The 17,472-nt window shown below is 63.5% G+C and carries 16 protein-coding genes; 11 read left to right on the forward strand and 5 right to left on the reverse strand.

Features of this window, described 5'->3' with window-relative positions:
• The first annotated feature begins 295 nt into the window (after window positions 1–295).
• The 9 genes from JQ632_RS27170 (at window position 296) to JQ632_RS27210 (ending at window position 9,685) form a co-directional block, all read left to right on the forward strand.
• A complete protein-coding gene (locus JQ632_RS27170; RefSeq protein ID WP_212405713.1) occupies window positions 296–1,549 on the forward strand; it encodes an MFS transporter in 1,254 nt (417 codons plus the stop codon).
• A 227-nt stretch (window positions 1,550–1,776) separates the two neighbouring features.
• Window positions 1,777–2,607 (forward strand): outer membrane protein, encoded by an 831-nt coding sequence (locus JQ632_RS27175; protein ID WP_212405714.1) that lies wholly within the window; start codon window positions 1,777–1,779, stop codon window positions 2,605–2,607.
• Window positions 2,608–2,784: 177 nt separating this feature from the next.
• Window positions 2,785–3,672 (forward strand): outer membrane protein, encoded by an 888-nt coding sequence (locus JQ632_RS27180; protein WP_212405715.1) that lies wholly within the window; start codon window positions 2,785–2,787, stop codon window positions 3,670–3,672.
• A gap of 152 nt (window positions 3,673–3,824) precedes the next feature.
• Window positions 3,825–4,415: a glutathione S-transferase family protein gene (locus JQ632_RS27185; protein WP_212405716.1), complete on the forward strand. Its 591-nt coding sequence runs from the start codon at window positions 3,825–3,827 to the stop codon at window positions 4,413–4,415.
• 15 nt (window positions 4,416–4,430) lie between these two features.
• Window positions 4,431–4,898 carry a GNAT family N-acetyltransferase gene (locus tag JQ632_RS27190; RefSeq protein ID WP_212405717.1) on the forward strand — a complete coding sequence of 156 codons (468 nt, stop codon included), beginning with the start codon at window positions 4,431–4,433 and terminating at the stop codon, window positions 4,896–4,898.
• 150 nt (window positions 4,899–5,048) lie between these two features.
• A complete protein-coding gene (locus tag JQ632_RS27195) occupies window positions 5,049–5,255 on the forward strand; it encodes a hypothetical protein (protein ID WP_212405718.1) in 207 nt (68 codons plus the stop codon).
• A gap of 79 nt (window positions 5,256–5,334) precedes the next feature.
• The gene (locus tag JQ632_RS27200) at window positions 5,335–6,507 is read left to right on the forward strand and encodes a phosphoserine transaminase (protein WP_212405719.1); all 1,173 of its coding nucleotides are present in this window, start codon (window positions 5,335–5,337) and stop codon (window positions 6,505–6,507) included.
• Between the two features lie 169 nt (window positions 6,508–6,676).
• On the forward strand, window positions 6,677–8,266 hold the full coding sequence (serA, locus tag JQ632_RS27205) for a phosphoglycerate dehydrogenase (RefSeq protein WP_212405720.1): 1,590 nt from the start codon (window positions 6,677–6,679) through the stop codon (window positions 8,264–8,266).
• 246 nt (window positions 8,267–8,512) lie between these two features.
• On the forward strand, window positions 8,513–9,685 hold the full coding sequence (locus JQ632_RS27210; protein ID WP_212405721.1) for a thiolase family protein: 1,173 nt from the start codon (window positions 8,513–8,515) through the stop codon (window positions 9,683–9,685).
• 131 nt (window positions 9,686–9,816) lie between these two features.
• On the opposite strand, the gene JQ632_RS27215 is transcribed toward JQ632_RS27210, so the two are convergent.
• Window positions 9,817–10,869: an AraC family transcriptional regulator gene (locus JQ632_RS27215; protein WP_212405722.1), complete on the reverse strand. Its 1,053-nt coding sequence runs from the start codon at window positions 10,867–10,869 to the stop codon at window positions 9,817–9,819.
• A gap of 192 nt (window positions 10,870–11,061) precedes the next feature.
• Between JQ632_RS27215 and JQ632_RS27220 the strand changes: the two genes are divergently transcribed.
• Both JQ632_RS27220 and JQ632_RS27225 read left to right on the forward strand, forming a co-directional pair.
• Complete coding sequence (locus JQ632_RS27220; protein ID WP_212405760.1) at window positions 11,062–11,670, forward strand: response regulator transcription factor; 609 nt, start codon at window positions 11,062–11,064, stop codon at window positions 11,668–11,670.
• A 179-nt stretch (window positions 11,671–11,849) separates the two neighbouring features.
• Entirely contained in the window at window positions 11,850–13,526 is a 1,677-nt protein-coding gene (locus JQ632_RS27225; RefSeq protein ID WP_212405723.1) for a mucoidy inhibitor MuiA family protein, read from the forward strand.
• On the opposite strand, the gene JQ632_RS40505 is transcribed toward JQ632_RS27225, so the two are convergent.
• The 4 genes from JQ632_RS40505 to JQ632_RS27245 all read right to left on the reverse strand — a co-directional run bounded on the left by JQ632_RS40505 (window position 13,507) and on the right by JQ632_RS27245 (window position 17,399).
• Window positions 13,507–13,848, reverse strand: a complete 342-nt coding sequence (locus tag JQ632_RS40505; RefSeq protein WP_409363517.1) for a hypothetical protein — start codon at window positions 13,846–13,848, stop codon at window positions 13,507–13,509. The two genes, JQ632_RS27225 and JQ632_RS40505, sit on opposite strands and share 20 nt — an antisense overlap.
• A gap of 259 nt (window positions 13,849–14,107) precedes the next feature.
• Window positions 14,108–15,463 (reverse strand): esterase-like activity of phytase family protein, encoded by a 1,356-nt coding sequence (locus JQ632_RS27235; RefSeq protein WP_212405724.1) that lies wholly within the window; start codon window positions 15,461–15,463, stop codon window positions 14,108–14,110.
• Between the two features lie 84 nt (window positions 15,464–15,547).
• Window positions 15,548–16,390 carry a carbohydrate ABC transporter permease gene (locus JQ632_RS27240; RefSeq protein WP_409363518.1) on the reverse strand — a complete coding sequence of 281 codons (843 nt, stop codon included), beginning with the start codon at window positions 16,388–16,390 and terminating at the stop codon, window positions 15,548–15,550.
• Between the two features lie 52 nt (window positions 16,391–16,442).
• Window positions 16,443–17,399, reverse strand: a complete 957-nt coding sequence (locus JQ632_RS27245) for a carbohydrate ABC transporter permease (RefSeq protein WP_212405726.1) — start codon at window positions 17,397–17,399, stop codon at window positions 16,443–16,445.
• Window positions 17,400–17,472 lie beyond the last annotated feature (73 nt).

The following is a 17,472-nucleotide window of genomic DNA, read 5'->3' on the forward strand; positions in this document are numbered from 1 at the left end:
CTCGCCCTTCTCAACCGCCACCATAAAGCGCATCCGCTCGTCCACGGCACAGGTCTCCTTCCAACCCATCGGCAAAGCCCTCCTTGCCGACAGTTGACCTGTTACCCATGTCGCCGGTCTATTCTGTTACCCATGTAGCCGGTTAGGACCCGAGCCACCCTCTCCCACAAGGGGAGAGGGTCAGACGAGAGCACCCGCGCATTCCAGCTATTCGGCGATTGGCGGTGGTCGCGCGGGCCCCGTCATCGTAGGTAAGGCGGTGCGGCGGTTCGCCGCGCCTGCCGGGATCGCTCCATTGAACAAGCCTGTCGTCGTCTCCGAGGAAACGCTGGCCGAGCCCGTCGTCGTGGCCGACGTCGCGCCTGCGGCCGTCAAGCCTGGCGCCGGTCCCGCTTACATCGTGCTCACCGGCATCAGCGTCTCGCACTTCCTCAACGACACCATGCAGTCGCTGATCGCCTCGGTGTATCCGATCCTCAAGGACACCTATGCGCTGGACTTCGCGCAGATCGGCATGATCACGCTGGCCTTCCAGTTCACGGCATCGCTGCTCCAGCCGGTGGTCGGGCACTACACCGACAAGAAGGCGCAACCCTATTCGCTGTCGATCGGCATGGCCTCGACCTTCTTCGGCCTGCTGCTGCTGGCCGTTGCGCACCAATATCTCGTCATCCTCGCTGCCGCCGCGCTGGTCGGACTCGGCTCGGCGGTGTTTCACCCTGAATCCGCGCGCATCGCGCGGCTAGCCTCCGGCGGACGCTACGGCTTCGCACAGTCGGTGTTCCAGCTCGGCGGCAGCTTTGGCACCTCGATGGGACCTGTGCTCGCCGCACTCATCGTCGTGCCGTTCGGACAGGGCAGCATCGCCTGGTTCTCGTCGATCGCGTTCCTCGCGATTCTCATCCTCTGGCGCATCGGCCGCTGGTACGCGCCGCAGATAACGACCAAGAAGACGATGCCGCTTCACGCGCATCCGGGCGGGCCGAGCTCGCGCCGCGTTGCCGTTGCGCTGCTCGTGCTGGTCGCGCTGCTGTTCTCCAAGCAGCTCTACGTCTCGAGCCTGTCGAGCTACTACATCTTCTACCTGATCGATCGCTTCGGCGTGTCGACGCAGGCGGCGCAGATCTATCTCTTCATCTTCCTCGCGGCGAACGCGGTCGGTGCTTTCCTCGGCGGTCCCCTGGGCGATCGCTTCGGCCGCAAGATCGTGATCTGGATCTCGATCCTCGGCGCGCTGCCGTTCACGCTGGCGCTGCCTTACGTCGGGCTGGTCGGAAGTGCGGTGCTCTCCGTCTTCATCGGGCTCATCATCTCGTCAACGACGTCGTCGATCATCGTGTTCGCGCAGGAGCTGGTGCCGCACAGATTCGGCATGATCTCGGGTGTGTTCTTCGGCGTCGCCTTCGGCATCGGCGGCTTGGGCGCTGCCGTGCTCGGCAAGCTCGCCGACCACACCTCGATCGAGTTCGTCTATCAGGTCTGCTCGTATCTTCCGGCGATTGGCCTGCTCGCGGTGTTCCTGCCGAAACTGCCGCGTCCCGTGCGTTAACGCTTCCTGTTTCGTTGCGCCGCACCTTCATCAATCGTTAGCAATTGAGGGCGCGTAGGCGCCGCATTTTTGCAACGCTCTTGCCGCATGCGCGTGTACGGTGAGAAAAAATCAACCTTAAAAATTAGGGTTAAGTGGCGCTTAAGCATTTGATGCCATCGTCCGCCCGTGAGTTTCCAGAACGTGAGGCGCCGGTATTTGCCTCACCGGCCAAAAGGACGAAGCCAATGCGTAGCGTTAAGTCTTTGCTTGCTGCAGGAGCGGCAACCCTGATCTCGTCGATGGCGTTTGCCGCCGATATGCCAATTGCGGCGCCCCCTCCGATGTACGCGCCGCCGGCGCCCCCCGCCGACTTCGGCGGCTGGTACCTGCGCGGTGACATCGGCATGACCAACCAGCGCGCCAAGAGCATCGAGGGCGCCGTAGCGCCCGGGTTTACGAAGACGACGGAGGGACTCGGCTTCGACTCGTCCCCGCTGTTCGACCTCGGTGTCGGCTATCGCTTCAACAACTGGTTTCGCGCGGACGTGATCGGGCAGTGGCGCGGCAAGGCCAACCTGCATGGTTCGGACAACGTCATTGGGCCCGGCTTTGTCGGGGTCAACAATTATAGCGGCAGCAAGTCCGAGTGGGTCGTCATGGCGAACGCCTATGTCGATCTCGGCACGTGGTGGTGCATCACGCCGTTCATCGGTGCCGGTGTCGGTGGCTCCTACAACAAGATCAGCGGCTTCCGTGACGACGGCGTGTCATACAGCCCGTTGCTGAACAACAGCGTCGCCTACTTCGCCGACAACGGAAAGTGGAACTTCGCCTGGGCCGCCCACGCCGGTCTCGCCTACAAGGTCAATCCCGGGTTCACCGTCGAACTGGCCTACAGCTACATGAACCTCGGCGACGCGGCGCCCGGCAACTTCCGCTTGTTCGACAACAGCGCCTCCGGTCCTACCTCGATCAAGATCAAGGACCTCACCTCGCACGACCTGAAGCTCGGCGTGCGCTGGGACCTCAACAGCCCGCCGGCCTACGCGCCGCCGCCGCTGGTCACCAAGGGCTGAGCGGTCGCCCCCCCCCCCCCAACTCTTAAGACGTCTTAACGGCGCGGGATTATCCCGCGCCGTTTTGCTTTGCGTATTTTTCAATGCTCGTTGGGACGAAATTGCCTATTGCAACTATTGGTTAAGGTTAACGGTCCATGATCACACACGAAAATTCGTGTTCGATGGAGCGTTGCGATGCGTAGGTTCATGTTGGTGGCGGCGATGTTGGGAACGGTGTCCGCCGCGCAAGCGGCCGATATGCCCGATCTTCCCATCCTGCGCGGCGCATTCACCGACGGCCTGTCGAAGACCAGCCGCAATTGGGACGGCTTCTATGTCGGCGGGCAGATCGGATACACCTCCGCCGACATGGACTTCAGCCATGCCCCGGGGGGCATGACGGGGTTCATGCTGCGCAACAGCGTGTTGCAGGCTCCGGTGTCGAGCTGGGGACTCCTGTCGAAAAATCACGCGCAGGCGAACGGCTTTGGCGCATTCGTCGGTCGCAACTGGCAATGGTATGACGCCGTGCTCGGCGTCGAAGCCAACTACAACTACATGAACAACCTTGCGAGCTCATCGAGCGATTCGATGACGCGGTTGATCGTCAGTCCGGCCGGTGAGGTCGCACCGGCGGGCCACACACATTCCTACAACACGACGCTGACCGGCTCCGCGGCGCTTCAGGTCAAGGACGTCGTCACCTTCCGCGGCCGTGTGGGCTGGGCGGGCGGAGACTTCCTGCCCTATGCGTTTGGTGGCCTGGCGGTAGGGCGCGTTGCGGCATCGCGGTCCGCGACGGTGTCGTACGACAAATACGATGACTGGGACGAAACGGTTGTCGTCGGTGGCATCTCGGGTGTCGTCCACCACACCGACTATCTCGGCTCCGCCTCGCAATCGCAGACCGAGCAGCGCGTCAACAGCTTCGTCACCGGCTGGACCGCCGGCCTCGGCGCCGAATACATGATCTGGAATTGCATATTCCTCCGCGGTGAATGGGAATACATCCGCTTCTCGTCCGTGAAGGACATCAACTTCTCGACCAACAATTTCCGCCTCGGCGCCGGCTACAAGTTCTGACCGCCATTCCTGCCCGGCCGGTTGACAGCACCGGCCCGCTTTGATGCTCTGTCGCTTCCTCTTTGTCCGAGCATGATCTATCCGGAAATCCGCTGCGCACTTTGTGCCAACGCGGCCTCCGGGTCCGGATCATGCTGTAGGGAGCGGCAGCGATGAAGGTCTACGGCGATTCGAATTCCGGCAATTGCCTTAAGGTGAAGTGGGTCTGCGACAAGCTCGCATTGCCCTATCAGTGGATCGAGATCGACACCCGCAAGGGCGAGACGCGCACGGCGGAATTCCTCAAGATGAACGGCGCCGGCCAGGTGCCGACCGTCGCCTTCGACGACGGCCGCACGCTGGCGCAGTCCAACGCGATCATCCGCTATCTCGCCCTCGACAGCGCGCTTATCCCAAGCGATGCCTTTGCCGCGGCCAAGATGGACGAATGGCTGTTCTGGGAGCAGTACAGCCACGAGCCCTATATCGCCGTGTGCCGTTTCCAGATGGTCTATCTCGGCAAGGATGCCTCGGAGCTCGATCCGGAAAAGGTCAAGCGCGGCTATGCAGCGCTCGATCGGATGGAGCAGCATCTCGCAACCAACCGCTTTTTCGCCGGCGGCGCCGCCTCGCTCGCCGATGTGTCGCTGCTGGCTTACACCCGCGTTGCCCATGAGGGCGGCTTCGATCTCGCGCGGTATGCCGCGATCCGGCGCTGGATCGGCGAGGCCGAGACAAGTTTGGGCCTGGCGCCGGCGCGGTGAACTCTGGATCAAATCATGGCCGCGAATTCCATCACCATCCGCCGCACCCGCCGCGACGACGTTCCTGTTATCGTCGCGATGCTCGCCGACGATCGTCTCGGCAGCGCGCGCGAGCATCTCTCCGATCCGCTGCCGGCGTCTTATTTCGATGCCTTCGAGACGGTGGACGGCAATCCCAACTTCGCGCTCGTGGTCGCCGAAACCGGAGAGGGCAGGGTGGTGGGATGCCTCCAGCTCTGCATCCTGCCGGGCTTGAGCTCGCAAGGCGCCTCGCGCGGCCTGATCGAGGACGTTCGCGTCGCATCCGATTGCCGCAGCCGCGGCATCGGCGAGCAACTGGTGCAGTGGGCGGTCGAAGAGGCGCGGGCGCGCGGCTGCAAGCTCGTCGAGCTCCTGACGCATCAGAGCCGCACCGACGCGCAGCGCTTCTACAAGCGGCTCGGATTCACCGCGAGTCATATCGGCATGACTGTCCGCTTTTGACGCAAGCCACCGCGTCCCTTGCGCCGCCTGCGAAATCCGCCGGCGCATGCGCATTCATTAAGAGCTGATAAACTACCAACCCGTCGTTCATGTTCGCTGAGAAGCGATTGGGTGTATCGTCGAGTCTCCCATCCGGCGGGGGGGATTTCGATGACCAGCTATTCCTTAATCAAGGTCGGCAACGACTATGTCGTGCTGGCCGATCAGCAATGCATTTTGAAGGTCGCGAGCAGGCGCAAAGCGGCGCAATTGATCAGCGAAGCCTTGGGTTTGCTCAATGCCCAGGCCGCGGCGCAATCCACAGCGGAGGCGCTGGCCGAGCCATCACTCCAGCGTGAGACGCCCAAAGCTCCTTGACGATTCTACCCGTTTCCCGTATTAGCCGCCGCGGGACACCTCCCCCCAACGGGAGGCTTACTATCTGGAAGGGTAGATCATGACTGTAGCGAAGCCCGCTTCGCGGCCGACCGTGCCGCATTTCTCCTCCGGCCCCTGCGCCAAGCGCCCCGGCTGGAACGCCCAAAATCTCAAGGACGCCGCGCTCGGCCGCTCGCATCGCGCGAAGGTCGGCAAGACCAAGCTCAAGCTCGCGATCGATCTGACGCGCGAAGTGCTCGAGGTGCCGGCCGATTATCGCATCGGCATCGTTCCGGCCTCCGATACCGGCGCGGTCGAAATGGCGCTTTGGTCGCTGCTCGGTGCGCGCCCCGTCACCACGCTCGCCTGGGAATCCTTCGGCGAAGGCTGGGTCAGCGACATCGTCAAGGAATTGAAGCTCAAGGACGTCACCAAGCTCAACGCGGCTTATGGCGAGATCCCCGATCTGTCGAAGGTGGATCCTGCGAGCGACGTTGTCTTCACCTGGAACGGCACCACGTCAGGTGTGCGCGTGCCGAACGCCGACTGGATCAGCGCGACCCGCGAGGGTCTCACCATCTGCGACGCGACCTCGGCGGCGTTCGCGCAGCCGCTCGACTGGGCCAAGCTCGATGTCGTCACCTTCTCCTGGCAGAAGGCGCTGGGCGGCGAGGCCGCGCACGGCATGCTGATCCTCAGCCCGCGCGCCGTGGAGCGGCTCGAGACTTACAAGCCGGCCTGGCCGCTGCCAAAGATCTTCCGCATGACCAAGGGCGGCAAGATCAACGAAGGCATCTTCGTCGGCGAGACCATCAACACGCCGTCGATGCTGTGCGTCGAGGACTATCTCGATGCGCTGAATTGGGCGAAGTCGATCGGCGGTCTCAAGGCGCTGATCGCGCGCGCCGACGCCAACACCAAGGTGCTGGCCGATTGGAAGGCGAAGACGCCCTGGATCGACTTCTTGGCGAAGGACGCCTCGATCCGCTCCAACACCTCCGTGTGCCTCAAGTTCACCGATCCCGCGATCACCTCGCTGTCGGCGGACGCGCAGGCCGAGTTCTGCAAGAAGCTGGTGGCGCTGGTCGAGAAGGAAGGCGCGGGTTACGACTTCGCCTACTACCGCGACGCCCCCGCAGGCCTGCGCATCTGGTGCGGCGCCACCGTGGAGGCAAAGGACGTCGAGCTTCTGACGCAGTGGATCGACTGGGCCTTTGCCGAGACCAAGGCGCAGCTCGCCAAGGCTGCGTAACTTTCTGACCCTCCCCTGGAGGGGGAGGGTCGACGCACCGTCAGGTGCGTCGGGGTGGGGTGATCTCTCCACGCGGCGCATCGTTGAAATTCACATCGACAGTTTCACCCCACCCCGGCGCCGAAGCGCCGACCCTCCCCCTCCAGGGGAGGGTGAAGGAAACGTTCAGATGACCAAACCCAAAGTTCTCATTTCCGACGCGCTTTCTCCCGCCGCCGTGCAGATCTTCAAGGATCGCGGTGTCGAGGTCGACTTCCAGCCCAACCTCGGCAAGGACAAGGACAAGCTGGCCGAGATCATCGGCAATTACGACGGTCTCGCGATCCGTTCCGCGACCAAGGCGACCGCAAAAATCATCGACAAGGCGACGAAGCTGAAGGTGATCGGCCGCGCCGGCATCGGTGTCGACAATGTCGAGATCCCGGCCGCCACCGCCAAGGGCATCATCGTGATGAACACGCCGTTCGGCAATTCGATCACGACCGCCGAGCACGCCATCACCCTGATGTTGGCGCTCGCCCGCGAGATTCCGCAGGCCGACATCTCCACCCAGGCCGGCAAGTGGGAGAAGAACCGCTTCATGGGCGTCGAGATCACCGGCAAGGTGCTTGGCGTGGTCGGCTGCGGCAATATCGGCTCGATCGTCGCCGATCGCGGCCTCGGCTTGCGCATGAAAGTGATCGCCTACGATCCGTTCCTGTCGCCGGAGCGCGCCAAGGACATCGGCGTGGAAAAGGTCGAGCTCGACGATCTGCTCAAGCGCGCCGACTTCATCACGCTGCACACCCCGCTCACCGAGAAGACCAGGAACATCATCGACGCATCAGCGATCGCCAAGATGAAGAAGGGCGTGCGCCTGATCAACTGCGCGCGCGGCGGCCTGGTCGACGAGCAGGCGGTGGTCGATGCGCTGAATTCCAAGCACATCGCCGGCGCGGCCTTCGACGTATTCGTCGAGGAGCCGGCAAGCAGCAACGTGCTGTTCGGTCATCCCAACGTGATCTGCACGCCCCATCTCGGCGCCTCCACCACCGAGGCGCAGGAGAACGTCGCGCTCCAGATCGCTGAACAGATGTCGGACTATCTGTTGTCCGGGGCGATCTCCAACGCCATCAACTTCCCCTCGATCACCGCGGAAGAGGCGCCGAAGCTAAAACCCTTCATCGCGCTTGCAGAGAAGCTCGGCTCGTTCGCCGGCCAGCTCACCGAGACCGGCATTTTGAAGGTGACGATCACCTATGAAGGTCATGTCGCCGCGATGAAGATCAAGGCGCTGACCTCGGCGGTGCTGTCGGGCCTGCTGCGGCCGATGCTGGGCGAGGTCAACGTGGTGTCCGCGCCCGTTGTCGCCAAGGAGCGCGGCATGGTCGTCGACGAGGTGACCCGCGCCGCGCAAAGCGACTACGAGAGCCTGATCACCGTGACGGTGTCGACGGAGCGCCAGGAGCGTTCGGTCTCCGGCACCGTGTATCACGACGGAAAGCCGCGCCTGGTCGACATCAAGGGCATCCGTGTCGACGCCGAGTTCGGCAAGTCGATGATCTACGTCACCAACGAGGACAAGCCGGGCTTCATCGGCAAGTTCGCGGGCCTGTTGGGCGATGCCAAGATCAACATCGCGACCTTCCATCTCGGCCGTGTCGAGCAGGGCGGCGATGCGATCGCGCTGGTCGAGGTCGACGGTGTTGTGCCGGCGGATGTGCTAGCCAAGGTGCAGGCGCTGCCGCAGGTCAAGCAGGTCAAGGCGCTGACGTTCTAAGGACAGCAGTCATTCCGGGGCGCGCGAAAGCGCGAACCCGGAATCTCGAGATTCCGGGTTCGATGCTGCGCATCGCCCCGGAATGACGACGAGAACAACGATATTCCGATCTACGGAACAAGCGCCGCTCCTGCATCCAGGGGCGGCGTTTTTCTTTCCCGCGGCCGGCAAAGTTTGTGTACCAATGGCGTCAAGACTGACCGTACAAGACTTGCCACATCAGGTCGTCCGAAAAGGGAGAAAGCAATGCGTGAAGCCGTAATCGTATCCTACGCACGCACGGGTCTGGCGAAGTCCGGCCGTGGCGGGTTCAACATCACTCCGCCGATGTCGCTGGCCGCGCATGCCATCAAGCACGCGGTCGATCGCGCCGGCGTCGACAAGGACTATGTCGAGGATTGCTATCTGGGCAATTGCGCGCATGGCGCGCCGAATATCGGCCGTCAGGCCGCACTGCTGGCGGGTCTGCCGAAGTCGACCGGCGGCGTTTCCGTGAATCGCTTCTGCTCCTCGGGCCTGCAGACCATCGCGATGGCCGCCAACTCGATCCGTTCCGACGGTTCCGACTGCATCGTCGCTGGCGGCGTGGAGAGCATCTCGATTCCGGGCGGTGGCACGCCGAAGGAATCGATCGATCCGGACTTGCTCAAGACCGCGCCCGACATCTTCATGGCGATGATCGACACCGCCGACATCGTCGCCGAGCGCTACAAGCTCAGCCGTGAATATCAGGACGAGTACTCGCTGGAATCGCAGCGCCGCATGGCGGCGGCCCAGCAGGCCAACAAGTTCAAGGACGAAATCGTCCCGATGAAGACCAAGATGAAGGTGGTGGACAAGGCGACCAAGGCCGAGTCGATCGTCGACTACGTCGTCGACCGCGACGAGTGCAATCGTCCCGAAACCACGCTGGAAGGCCTGGCCAAGCTCGAGCCGGTGAAGGGGCCGGGCAAGTTCGTCACCGCCGGCAACGCCAGCCAACTCTCCGATGGTGCTGCGGCTGTCGTGCTGATGGAAGCCAAGGACGCCGAGAAGCGCGGCCTCAATCCGATGGGCCGCTTCGTCGCCTGGGCGGCGGCCGGCTGCGAACCCGACGAGATGGGCATCGGGCCGATCTACGCCGTGCCGAAGCTGTTGAAGCGCCACGGCCTCAAGATCGACGACATCGATCTCTGGGAGCTCAACGAAGCCTTCGCCAGCCAGTGCCTCTATTCGCGGGACAAGCTCGGCATCGATCCCGCCAAGTACAACGTCAATGGCGGCTCGATCGCGATCGGCCACCCCTTCGGCATGACCGGCGCGCGTCTCACCGGCCATCTGTTGCAGGAGGGACGTCGTCGCAAGGCCAAGTGGGGCGTGGTGACGATGTGCATCGGCGGCGGTCAGGGCGGCGCCGGCCTGTTCGAGATCTACAACTAAGGCGTTCGCGTCACCGCGACGTAGAATAGAGAGCACGGCGCGATGAGCGCCGTGCTTTTTTCGTAGGACTGCTGCTTTCCCTTCTCCCACAAGGGGAGAAGGGAAAGCAGCGTGCGATTGGATAGCGTCGCTCAAACTCTCGCCGAGTGGCCGCCCGCCTTCGCCGTCGCATCCACACGCGGCTTTGCCGGCCGTACGCCCTTGCGCCAGTCGGTGATTGAGCAGCCGAAGCGGCTGCGGAACCAGCGGGCCATGGCGCTTTGCGCGGAGAAGCCGAGCTGCTGCGCGATCGCCGACAGCGACCGGCCGGGATCCTCGATCAGCTTGGTGACGAGCGCGGCGCGTTGCATATCGAGGATGGCCGAGAAGCTGGTGCCGCATTCGGCGAGGTGACGGTGGATGGTGCGGCGGTTGCACGCAAAATGCTCCGCCACGCGCTCGACCGTGCAGTTGCCGCTGGCGAGCAGCGCGCGCACGACCTCGTCCACCTTCTCGTCCCAGCCGCCCGGCCGCGTGTCGATGGCCTCGACGCGCTTGCGCAGGTAGCTTGCCATCAGGGGATGCGCGCTCGCGATCCGGCGGCCCAGGTCCTGGGCCGAGATCACCACCGCGTCGATCTCGGAATTGAAGACGAGCGGGCAGCCGAAGAATTCGCGATGATGGCTGCGATCGCGCGGCGGCGCGTAGCTGAAGTGCACCTCGAGCGGTCGCCATTTGTCGCCGCACAGCGCCTTGATCACGCGGTGGACGGTGCCAAGCCCAAGATCGATCGACTGGTTCGAGGCGCTGGGATGACGGCCGCGCAGGCCGAGCGCGATGGTCACCGTGCTTCCGCTACGCTCGACATCGAGCCGCATGCCGTCATGGTGGATATGGATGTAGCGGGCCAGCGCTTCGAGCGCGCTGCCGACCGTCGGCTGCTCGCGGACCACCAGGGCGACGGGGCCGAGATTGGTGAGGCCGCCCCGATCAGCCATGCGCAAGCCGAAGTCCTGGGCACCTGACACTGCTGCCGATGTTTCAAGCAGGCGCCGGAAGCCTGTCACCGCGATCCGGACTTCGGGCCTGTCGAGGCAGGCCAGCGGAACCCGCGCGCGTCGCATCATCTCGTTGGGGTCAAGTCCGACCGACCGCGCAATATCCGGATAGTGGGTCAGGGCTGCGCTGCGAATGAGATCGGTCATACCAGCCATTCCAGCAGATGTCCCGAACTGTAAAATTTCTGTCCCAATTCGTCAAATCCTCGAACCGGTCGAAACATACATACGCAAAACCGAAAGCACTGGCGCCGAAGCCAGGCTTACGACGGCTGCCGGGGAGTTCCGGATTTTGCCGTCTCGGATCCTTTGATCAAAACATTGTTTGAGCCGGAAATGATGCCAGGAAACACGATTTCCAAGGGCGAGGTATTTGTCATTGATACCGACGCCTCCTCCCGCGAACAGCTTTCGACTGCGCTTCAGCAGAAGGCCTATGAGGTCATCTGCTTCGCCGATGGTGCCTCGCTCCTGTCGGAAGCGAGGCTTCGCATGCCCGCCTGCGTCCTGCTGGAGGTGCAGGCGTCCGACCATTCAGGGCTCGATGTCCTGAAGCAGCTCCGTGAAGATAACTGCATGGCGCCGATCCTGATGACGTCGGCGAATGGCAGCATCGCCATGGCCGTCGACGCGATCCGGAGCGGCGCGTTCGATTTCATCGAGAAGCCGTTTCAGAGCCATGACATCGTTGACCGGATCGATGCCGCGATCGACGAGTTCGCGCAGCCGGATTCCGGCCGGCAGCGTTGGCTTGCCGGCTGCGAGCCATTGACGGAGCGCGAGGCCGAGGTGCTCGCGCATCTTGCCGCCGGCCTCACCAACAAGGGGATCGCCCGGCTGATGCGGCTAAGCGCGCGAACGGTTGAGGGTTACCGCGCCGGCATCCTCAAGAAGGCCAATGCCAGGAACGTGACCGATTTGCTCCGTCGCATCTACGGGCAAGCCTGAACCACGGCTGAACCCTCGTCATCCGGCTGTGCGGCCGGATGACGCGACCGGCGGCTACGCCGCCGCCCCACGGAAACCTCAATCGAACCAGTTCCTTCCTTGCCGCGTCTCATGTCGATGGCGAGGCATCTTCTCGCGCGCCCGGCTGGCGGCGCGGCGAGGCTGGCAGGAGGGAATTCATGCGAACGATCGCAAAGTGTCTGGTTACGACGAGCCTGGTCCTGGTCACGGCGGCGGTCGCCGCGCCGTCCTGGGCCGCGGATGTGGACGCCAGTTCGGCCATCGACGCCGTCACCGTCTATCCCGACGGCGCGAGCATCACCCGTGTCATCGCGCTGGACCTGCCGTCCGGCGAAAGCACGCTGGTGGCCAAGGACTTTCCGCTGACGCTCGATCCTTCGTCGCTCCGGGTCGAGGGCGATGCGACAGCGAAACTCACCATCGGCTCGATCGACGCACGGCCGCCACGCGCCGCACCGCCGGTCAATCTCCCCGAACTCGACAAGCGCATCGAGGCCCTGAAGGACGAGCGCGGCAATCTGCAAGGCACGATCGAGGCGGCCAACGCGCGGCGCAAATTCGCCGAGCGCTTTGCCGAAGCATCGCCCGCCGGCATCGGCGAGAAGGGCGAGGCGCGGCCGATGTCCGAATGGCGCGCGGCCTTCGCGGCCGTCGCGGAGGAGATCGCAACTGCCGACACCTCGATCCGTGAAGCGACGCGCAAGCAGCGCGACATCGATCGCCAGATCGGCCAGCTCGAGGCCGAGCGTTCGGCCAAGCCACCGAGCAAGCTGGAGGTCCGGATCGACGTCGCCGCTTCTGCGGCCACGAAGGCGACGTTGCGTGTGACCTATAATGTGCGCAATGCGCGCTGGTTGCCGCTCTACGACGCCCGTCTCGATACTGGCACGAAGGACCGCAAGCCGCAGCTCGAACTGGTGCGGCGCGCCGAGATCACGCAGTCGACCGGCGAGGACTGGTCGAATGTCAGTCTCGGTGTCTCCACCGTCCGCGTCAGCCGCGGCGGCAGTGCGCCGGAGCTGAATTCGCTGGTCGTCAAATATCCGCAGATTCCGAAGCCGCTGGCGCTGGGCACGGCGTCCGACATGGCGATGCCCGCACCGCCGATGACGCGGCAGGCGCAGTCCCCGGCGATGGCCAAGGCGGCAGAGCCCGAGCTGCGCGAGCGAGCCGACGAGCAGCAGGCCAATGCCGAGATCGGCGATTTCCAGGCCGTGTATCAGATCTCCGGCCGCGTCAGCCTGGGTGCCAATGAAGGCGCCAAGAGCCTGCTCATCTCCTCCATGACGGTGACGCCTGACCTCGCCATCCGCGCCGCGCCGGTCGTGGATCCCACGGCGTATCTCGAAGCCTCCTTCAAGCTCGCCGAGGACACCAATCTCCTGCCGGGCAAGGTCGCGATCTTCCGCGACGGCACCTTTGTCGGCCGCAGCAAATTCTCGACCGCTGCGCGCAACGACGCGATCCGGCTCGGCTTCGGCGCCGACGACAAGATCAAGATCGAGCGCACCGTCATCAGGCAGAACGAAGGCACGGCCGGCGTGATCGCGTCGTCCAAGACCGATGCCCGCTCGTTCCGCACCGTCGTTCGCAACGGTCACGATTTCCCGATCCGCATCGCGATCGAGGATCAGCTTCCGGTCAGCGAGAACGAGGATATCGCAGTCGAGATGCAGTCCTCGACCACGCCGCCCACGACCACCAATCTGCGCGACAAGCGCGGCGTACTGGAATGGGCGTTCGACGCAAAACCCAGCGAGGTCAAGGAGATCAAGTTCGCCTGGCGCATCCGCTGGCCCAAGGACAGAGGCATCGTCATGACGCCGGCGGGCTGACCGCTGCGCGCATCGACTGCGGCAGCAGGTACGGTACGCCGTCGTCGGCCCGGCCGATGACGGCGTCGATCTCGAAGATGTCGCGGATCATCCCGTCGGTCACGACCTCGTGGCGGCTGCCGTCGGCGGCGAGCCTGCCATGACGCAGCATCACGAGCCGGTCGGCAAAGCGGATCGCTAGGTTGAGATCGTTCACGCTGAGCCGCAGTGGCAGCGTGACCTCCAGCCGCGTCGGATCATCGGGCGTTGCCGCCTTCGACGTCCAGGCGATGGCGATGATCCGCCAGGCATAACCGTTCCCGCCGTTCCCGCCGGAGATCACCAATTCCTCGATGAGCTTTTCGATTCCAGTGGAGTTTACGGTGAGGTAGGGTGGCGCTCTCCACCAGCTCCGCCGTCGTCCCGGACAAGCGTCAGCGCAGATCCGGGACCCATAACCACAGGATGTGGTTATGGGGCAAGCTGATAACTCCGAGTCTTCGCCAAACTTCTCCCTGTGGCTATGGGTCCCGGATCAGCGCGCGCTTGTTGGCGCGCTTGTCCGGGACGACGGCCTGGTCTTGTGGTTCGCGAGTGCTATCTCACTTCGCCTTCAAGAACTCCGCCACCTCGAGCAGCATGAACTCGTCATCATCAGCCTTGTTCGGATCGCGGCTGGAGGAGAACGGCAGATTGTTGTCGTTGCCGACGATGATGTGGGTCTCGTCGACACGGTCGACATTCTCGATGGTGAAGAACGGGAAGGTGTAGACGCCGTCGTTGAGCGGCTTACGCGCCTTCTTGTCCGGATCGCGGATCTTCAAGAGGTCGATATTGCCGATCTTGCGCACGGGCTTGCCGACATTGGCATCGCTCAGCTCGATCTTGTAGACGCGCTTGAACTTTGCGAGATCCGGAAAGCAGTTCTCGCCGCGCACGCCTTGCGGACAGGCCTTGTCGGCGGTGCCTTCGCCATTGTCGCGCTCGATGATCAGGCCGCTGGTCGGGTCGATCATGTTGAAGTCGCCGATGGCGTTGCCGTTCTGCTCGAACACGTAGTGCCAGTAGCGTCCCGTGAACTTTTCCGCGGCGACGTCGAATTCGAGAATGCGGGAGGCTTCCTTGCCGTCGACCTTTTCAAAATCCTTCTTCTCGGCGTCCCACAGCGGCCCTTCGAGCAATCCGTAGAGGAATTTTCCGTCCTTCGAGGCCGCAAAACCCTCATAGCCCTTGGAGCGGCGGAGGTTGACGTTGGTATAGCTCGCGCCCGGTGCGCCCGGCGACTGCACCGCCCAATGATCGGGCGAGCGCACCGGCTTGCCGTCGGCAACGGTCTCGAACACGGCGAGAATTTTTCCGGTCTTGTCGGCCTTCAGGATGTAGGGCCCGAACTCGTCGCCGATCCAGAAGTTTTCGCCGATGATCTGAAAGCCCTCGGTGTCGAAGTCGGAGCCGGTGAGATAGCGCCTCTCGGTGTCCTCATGCACGATGCGGAAAGGGACGCGTCTGTCGGGATCGTGCAGGAACACCGTCTCCTGCCGCTCGATCTTGCCGCCCGCCCAATCCATCTTGTAGCGGTTGAGATACAGCATCGAGTCCGGCGAGTTGTAGCGCGAGCCCATGCCGTTGTCGGTCAACACCCAGAAGGTGCCGTCGCCCATCGACTTGATGCCGGAATGGCCCTGCAGCGGCTGGCCCTTGAACGGCAGCGACACGCCGGTCGGCCGCTCCGCGGACTTGCCCATCACGGTGCCGATCGCATCGACCCGCTTGCCCGTGGTGTACTTGCCCGAGGTTTTGAGATCGGCGGGCGCATCGGCCGGCGCCTCGATGAAGGATTCGGCTGGCATGACCGCGTGGGCGGCCAGCGTGGCCGGGAATTCGCCTTCGCTCTGCGCGAACGCGGCGCTGGCGGTGAGAAGGATGGTGGCGACGGAAGTAAGCCAAGTCGCGCGCATGTGCGTCTCCTGTTATCGGACGCACGCCTTATGCTGTTGGCACATTGCAGATTTGTGAAAGCGGGCCAAACGCCGCAGGCGCGTTTACTCCTTTACCGCGCCGGTCAGCGAGGACACGTAGTAATCCACAAACAACGAGTAGAACAGCGCGACTGGCAGCGATCCGAGCAGCGAGCCCGCCATCAGCGCACCCCATTGGTAGACGTCGCCGGTGACGAGCTCGGTCAGGATTGCAACCGGCACCGTCTTGTTGGCGCCGCTCTGGATGAAGGCGAGTGCGTAGATGAACTCGTTCCAGGACAGCGTGAAGGAGAAGATGCCGGCGGAGATCAGGCCGGGTACGGCGAGCGGCAGCGTGATCCGCCGCAGGATCTGCAGCCGCGTCGCGCCGTCCACCAGCGCGCATTCCTCGAGCTCGTAGGGGATCGACTTGAAATAGCCGATCAGGAGCCATGTGCAGAACGGCACCAGGAAGGTCGGATAGACCAGGATCAACGCCATCGGTGAGTCGAACAGGCCGAACTGCACGATCACCGTCGCCAGCGGAATGAACAGGATCGAGGGCGGCACGAGATAGGCGAGGTAGATGCCGAGGCCGACATAGGGGCTGCCGCGGAAGCGCAGGCGCTCGATCGCGTAGGCCGCGAGCGTGCTTGCGAACAGCGATAGCGTCGTCGAGCCGATTGCCACGAACATCGTGGTCTTCAGCCAGGTCGGATAGGCGGTGTTGAACAGCAGGTGCTTGATATGCGCGAGCGTCGGCGAGGTGATCCAGAACGGATTGTGTTCCTTGTAGTTCAAAAGCTCGGCGTTCGGTTTGAACGACGTGATCGCCATCCAGTAGAACGGGAACAGCAGGATCAGCACGAAGCAGGACAGCGGCAGGTAGATCATCATCACCCGCCGCGCGCGGGAATCCCACGCCATCGTATCCGGCGTGGCACTGGCGACATTGCTGTTGCCCGGCGAGGCGGCTACGTCAGTCATTAGCTTCTCCCTGCTGCCATTTGCGGCGCGCGAGGCCGAAGTAGCTGAACAACGTTGCGAACACGAGGAACGGGATCATCGAGACCGCGATCGCGGCGCCTTCGCCGAGCTCGCCGCCGGCGATGCCGCGCTGGAACGCCAATGTCGCCAAGAGGTGCGTAGAGTTCACCGGGCCGCCGCGCGTGATGGCATAGACGAGCTGGAAGTCGGTGAAGGTGAAGATGATCGAGAACGTCATGACGATGGCGAGGATCGGCATCATCATCGGGAAGGTGATGTAGCGGAAGCGCTGCCAGGCGCTGGCGCCGTCGAGCATCGCGGCCTCGTAGAGCGAGGGCGAGATGGTCTGCAGCCCCGCCAGCAGCGAGATCGCGACGAAGGGGATGCCGCGCCAGATATTTGCGGCGATCAGCGAGAACCGGGCCGGCCAGGGTGTACCCAGGAAGTCGATATTGCTGCTGCGCCAGTGCAGCACGTCGACCAGCAGGTAGGAGATGATCGAGAATTGCGGATCGTAGATCCACCAGAACGCCAGCGCCGACAGCACGGTCGGCACGATCCAGGGCAAGAGCACGATGGCGCGCAGCAGGCTCTTGAACGGAAAGTGGTTGTTGAGCAGCAGCGCGAGCCAGAAGCCGAGCGCGAACTTCCCGAAGGTCGCGATGCCCGTATAGAAGATGCTGTAGAACACCGCGTTCCACCACAGCGGGTCCTTGAGCAGATACTGGAAGTTCTCGAGGCCGATGTAGATGCCGCGCCGCCCGATCGTGGTGTCGGTGAACGCAAGCCAGATGCCGAGCCCGAGCGGATAGGTGAGGAAAACCGCCAAAAGGCCGATCGCGGGCGCAAGGCACATCACGATCAGGAACGGCTTGTAGTCGAACAGCCGCGCGATCCAGCCCGGTTGCCGGACCGTCAGGGCGGGAGAGGAGAGTGTGGTCACGGACATCGTGCGGGTGTCCTTTAAGAGTAGGCCGCGTCGTCATTGCGAGCGAAGCAATGCAGAGATGTTTCCGCGGAGA

Origin of the sequence: Bradyrhizobium liaoningense (assembly GCF_018130955.1) — a bacterium.
Classification (GTDB): Bacteria; Pseudomonadota; Alphaproteobacteria; order Rhizobiales; family Xanthobacteraceae; genus Bradyrhizobium; species Bradyrhizobium liaoningense_C.

Coding starts and splice junctions, on each gene's coding strand:
- JQ632_RS27175 (WP_212405714.1), top strand. CDS start 1,777: ATGCGTAGCGTTAAGTCTTTGCTTGCTGCAGGAGCGGCAACCCTGATC.
- JQ632_RS27180 (WP_212405715.1), top strand. CDS start 2,785: ATGCGTAGGTTCATGTTGGTGGCGGCGATGTTGGGAACGGTGTCCGCC.
- JQ632_RS27185 (WP_212405716.1), top strand. CDS start 3,825: ATGAAGGTCTACGGCGATTCGAATTCCGGCAATTGCCTTAAGGTGAAG.
- JQ632_RS27190 (WP_212405717.1), top strand. CDS start 4,431: ATGGCCGCGAATTCCATCACCATCCGCCGCACCCGCCGCGACGACGTT.
- JQ632_RS27195 (WP_212405718.1), top strand. CDS start 5,049: ATGACCAGCTATTCCTTAATCAAGGTCGGCAACGACTATGTCGTGCTG.
- JQ632_RS27200 (WP_212405719.1), top strand. CDS start 5,335: ATGACTGTAGCGAAGCCCGCTTCGCGGCCGACCGTGCCGCATTTCTCC.
- serA (WP_212405720.1), top strand. CDS start 6,677: ATGACCAAACCCAAAGTTCTCATTTCCGACGCGCTTTCTCCCGCCGCC.
- JQ632_RS27210 (WP_212405721.1), top strand. CDS start 8,513: ATGCGTGAAGCCGTAATCGTATCCTACGCACGCACGGGTCTGGCGAAG.
- JQ632_RS27215 (WP_212405722.1), bottom strand. CDS start 10,869: ATGACCGATCTCATTCGCAGCGCAGCCCTGACCCACTATCCGGATATT.
- JQ632_RS27220 (WP_212405760.1), top strand. CDS start 11,062: ATGCCAGGAAACACGATTTCCAAGGGCGAGGTATTTGTCATTGATACC.
- JQ632_RS27225 (WP_212405723.1), top strand. CDS start 11,850: ATGCGAACGATCGCAAAGTGTCTGGTTACGACGAGCCTGGTCCTGGTC.
- JQ632_RS27235 (WP_212405724.1), bottom strand. CDS start 15,463: ATGCGCGCGACTTGGCTTACTTCCGTCGCCACCATCCTTCTCACCGCC.
- JQ632_RS27240 (WP_409363518.1), bottom strand. CDS start 16,390: ATGGCGTGGGATTCCCGCGCGCGGCGGGTGATGATGATCTACCTGCCG.
- JQ632_RS27245 (WP_212405726.1), bottom strand. CDS start 17,399: ATGTCCGTGACCACACTCTCCTCTCCCGCCCTGACGGTCCGGCAACCG.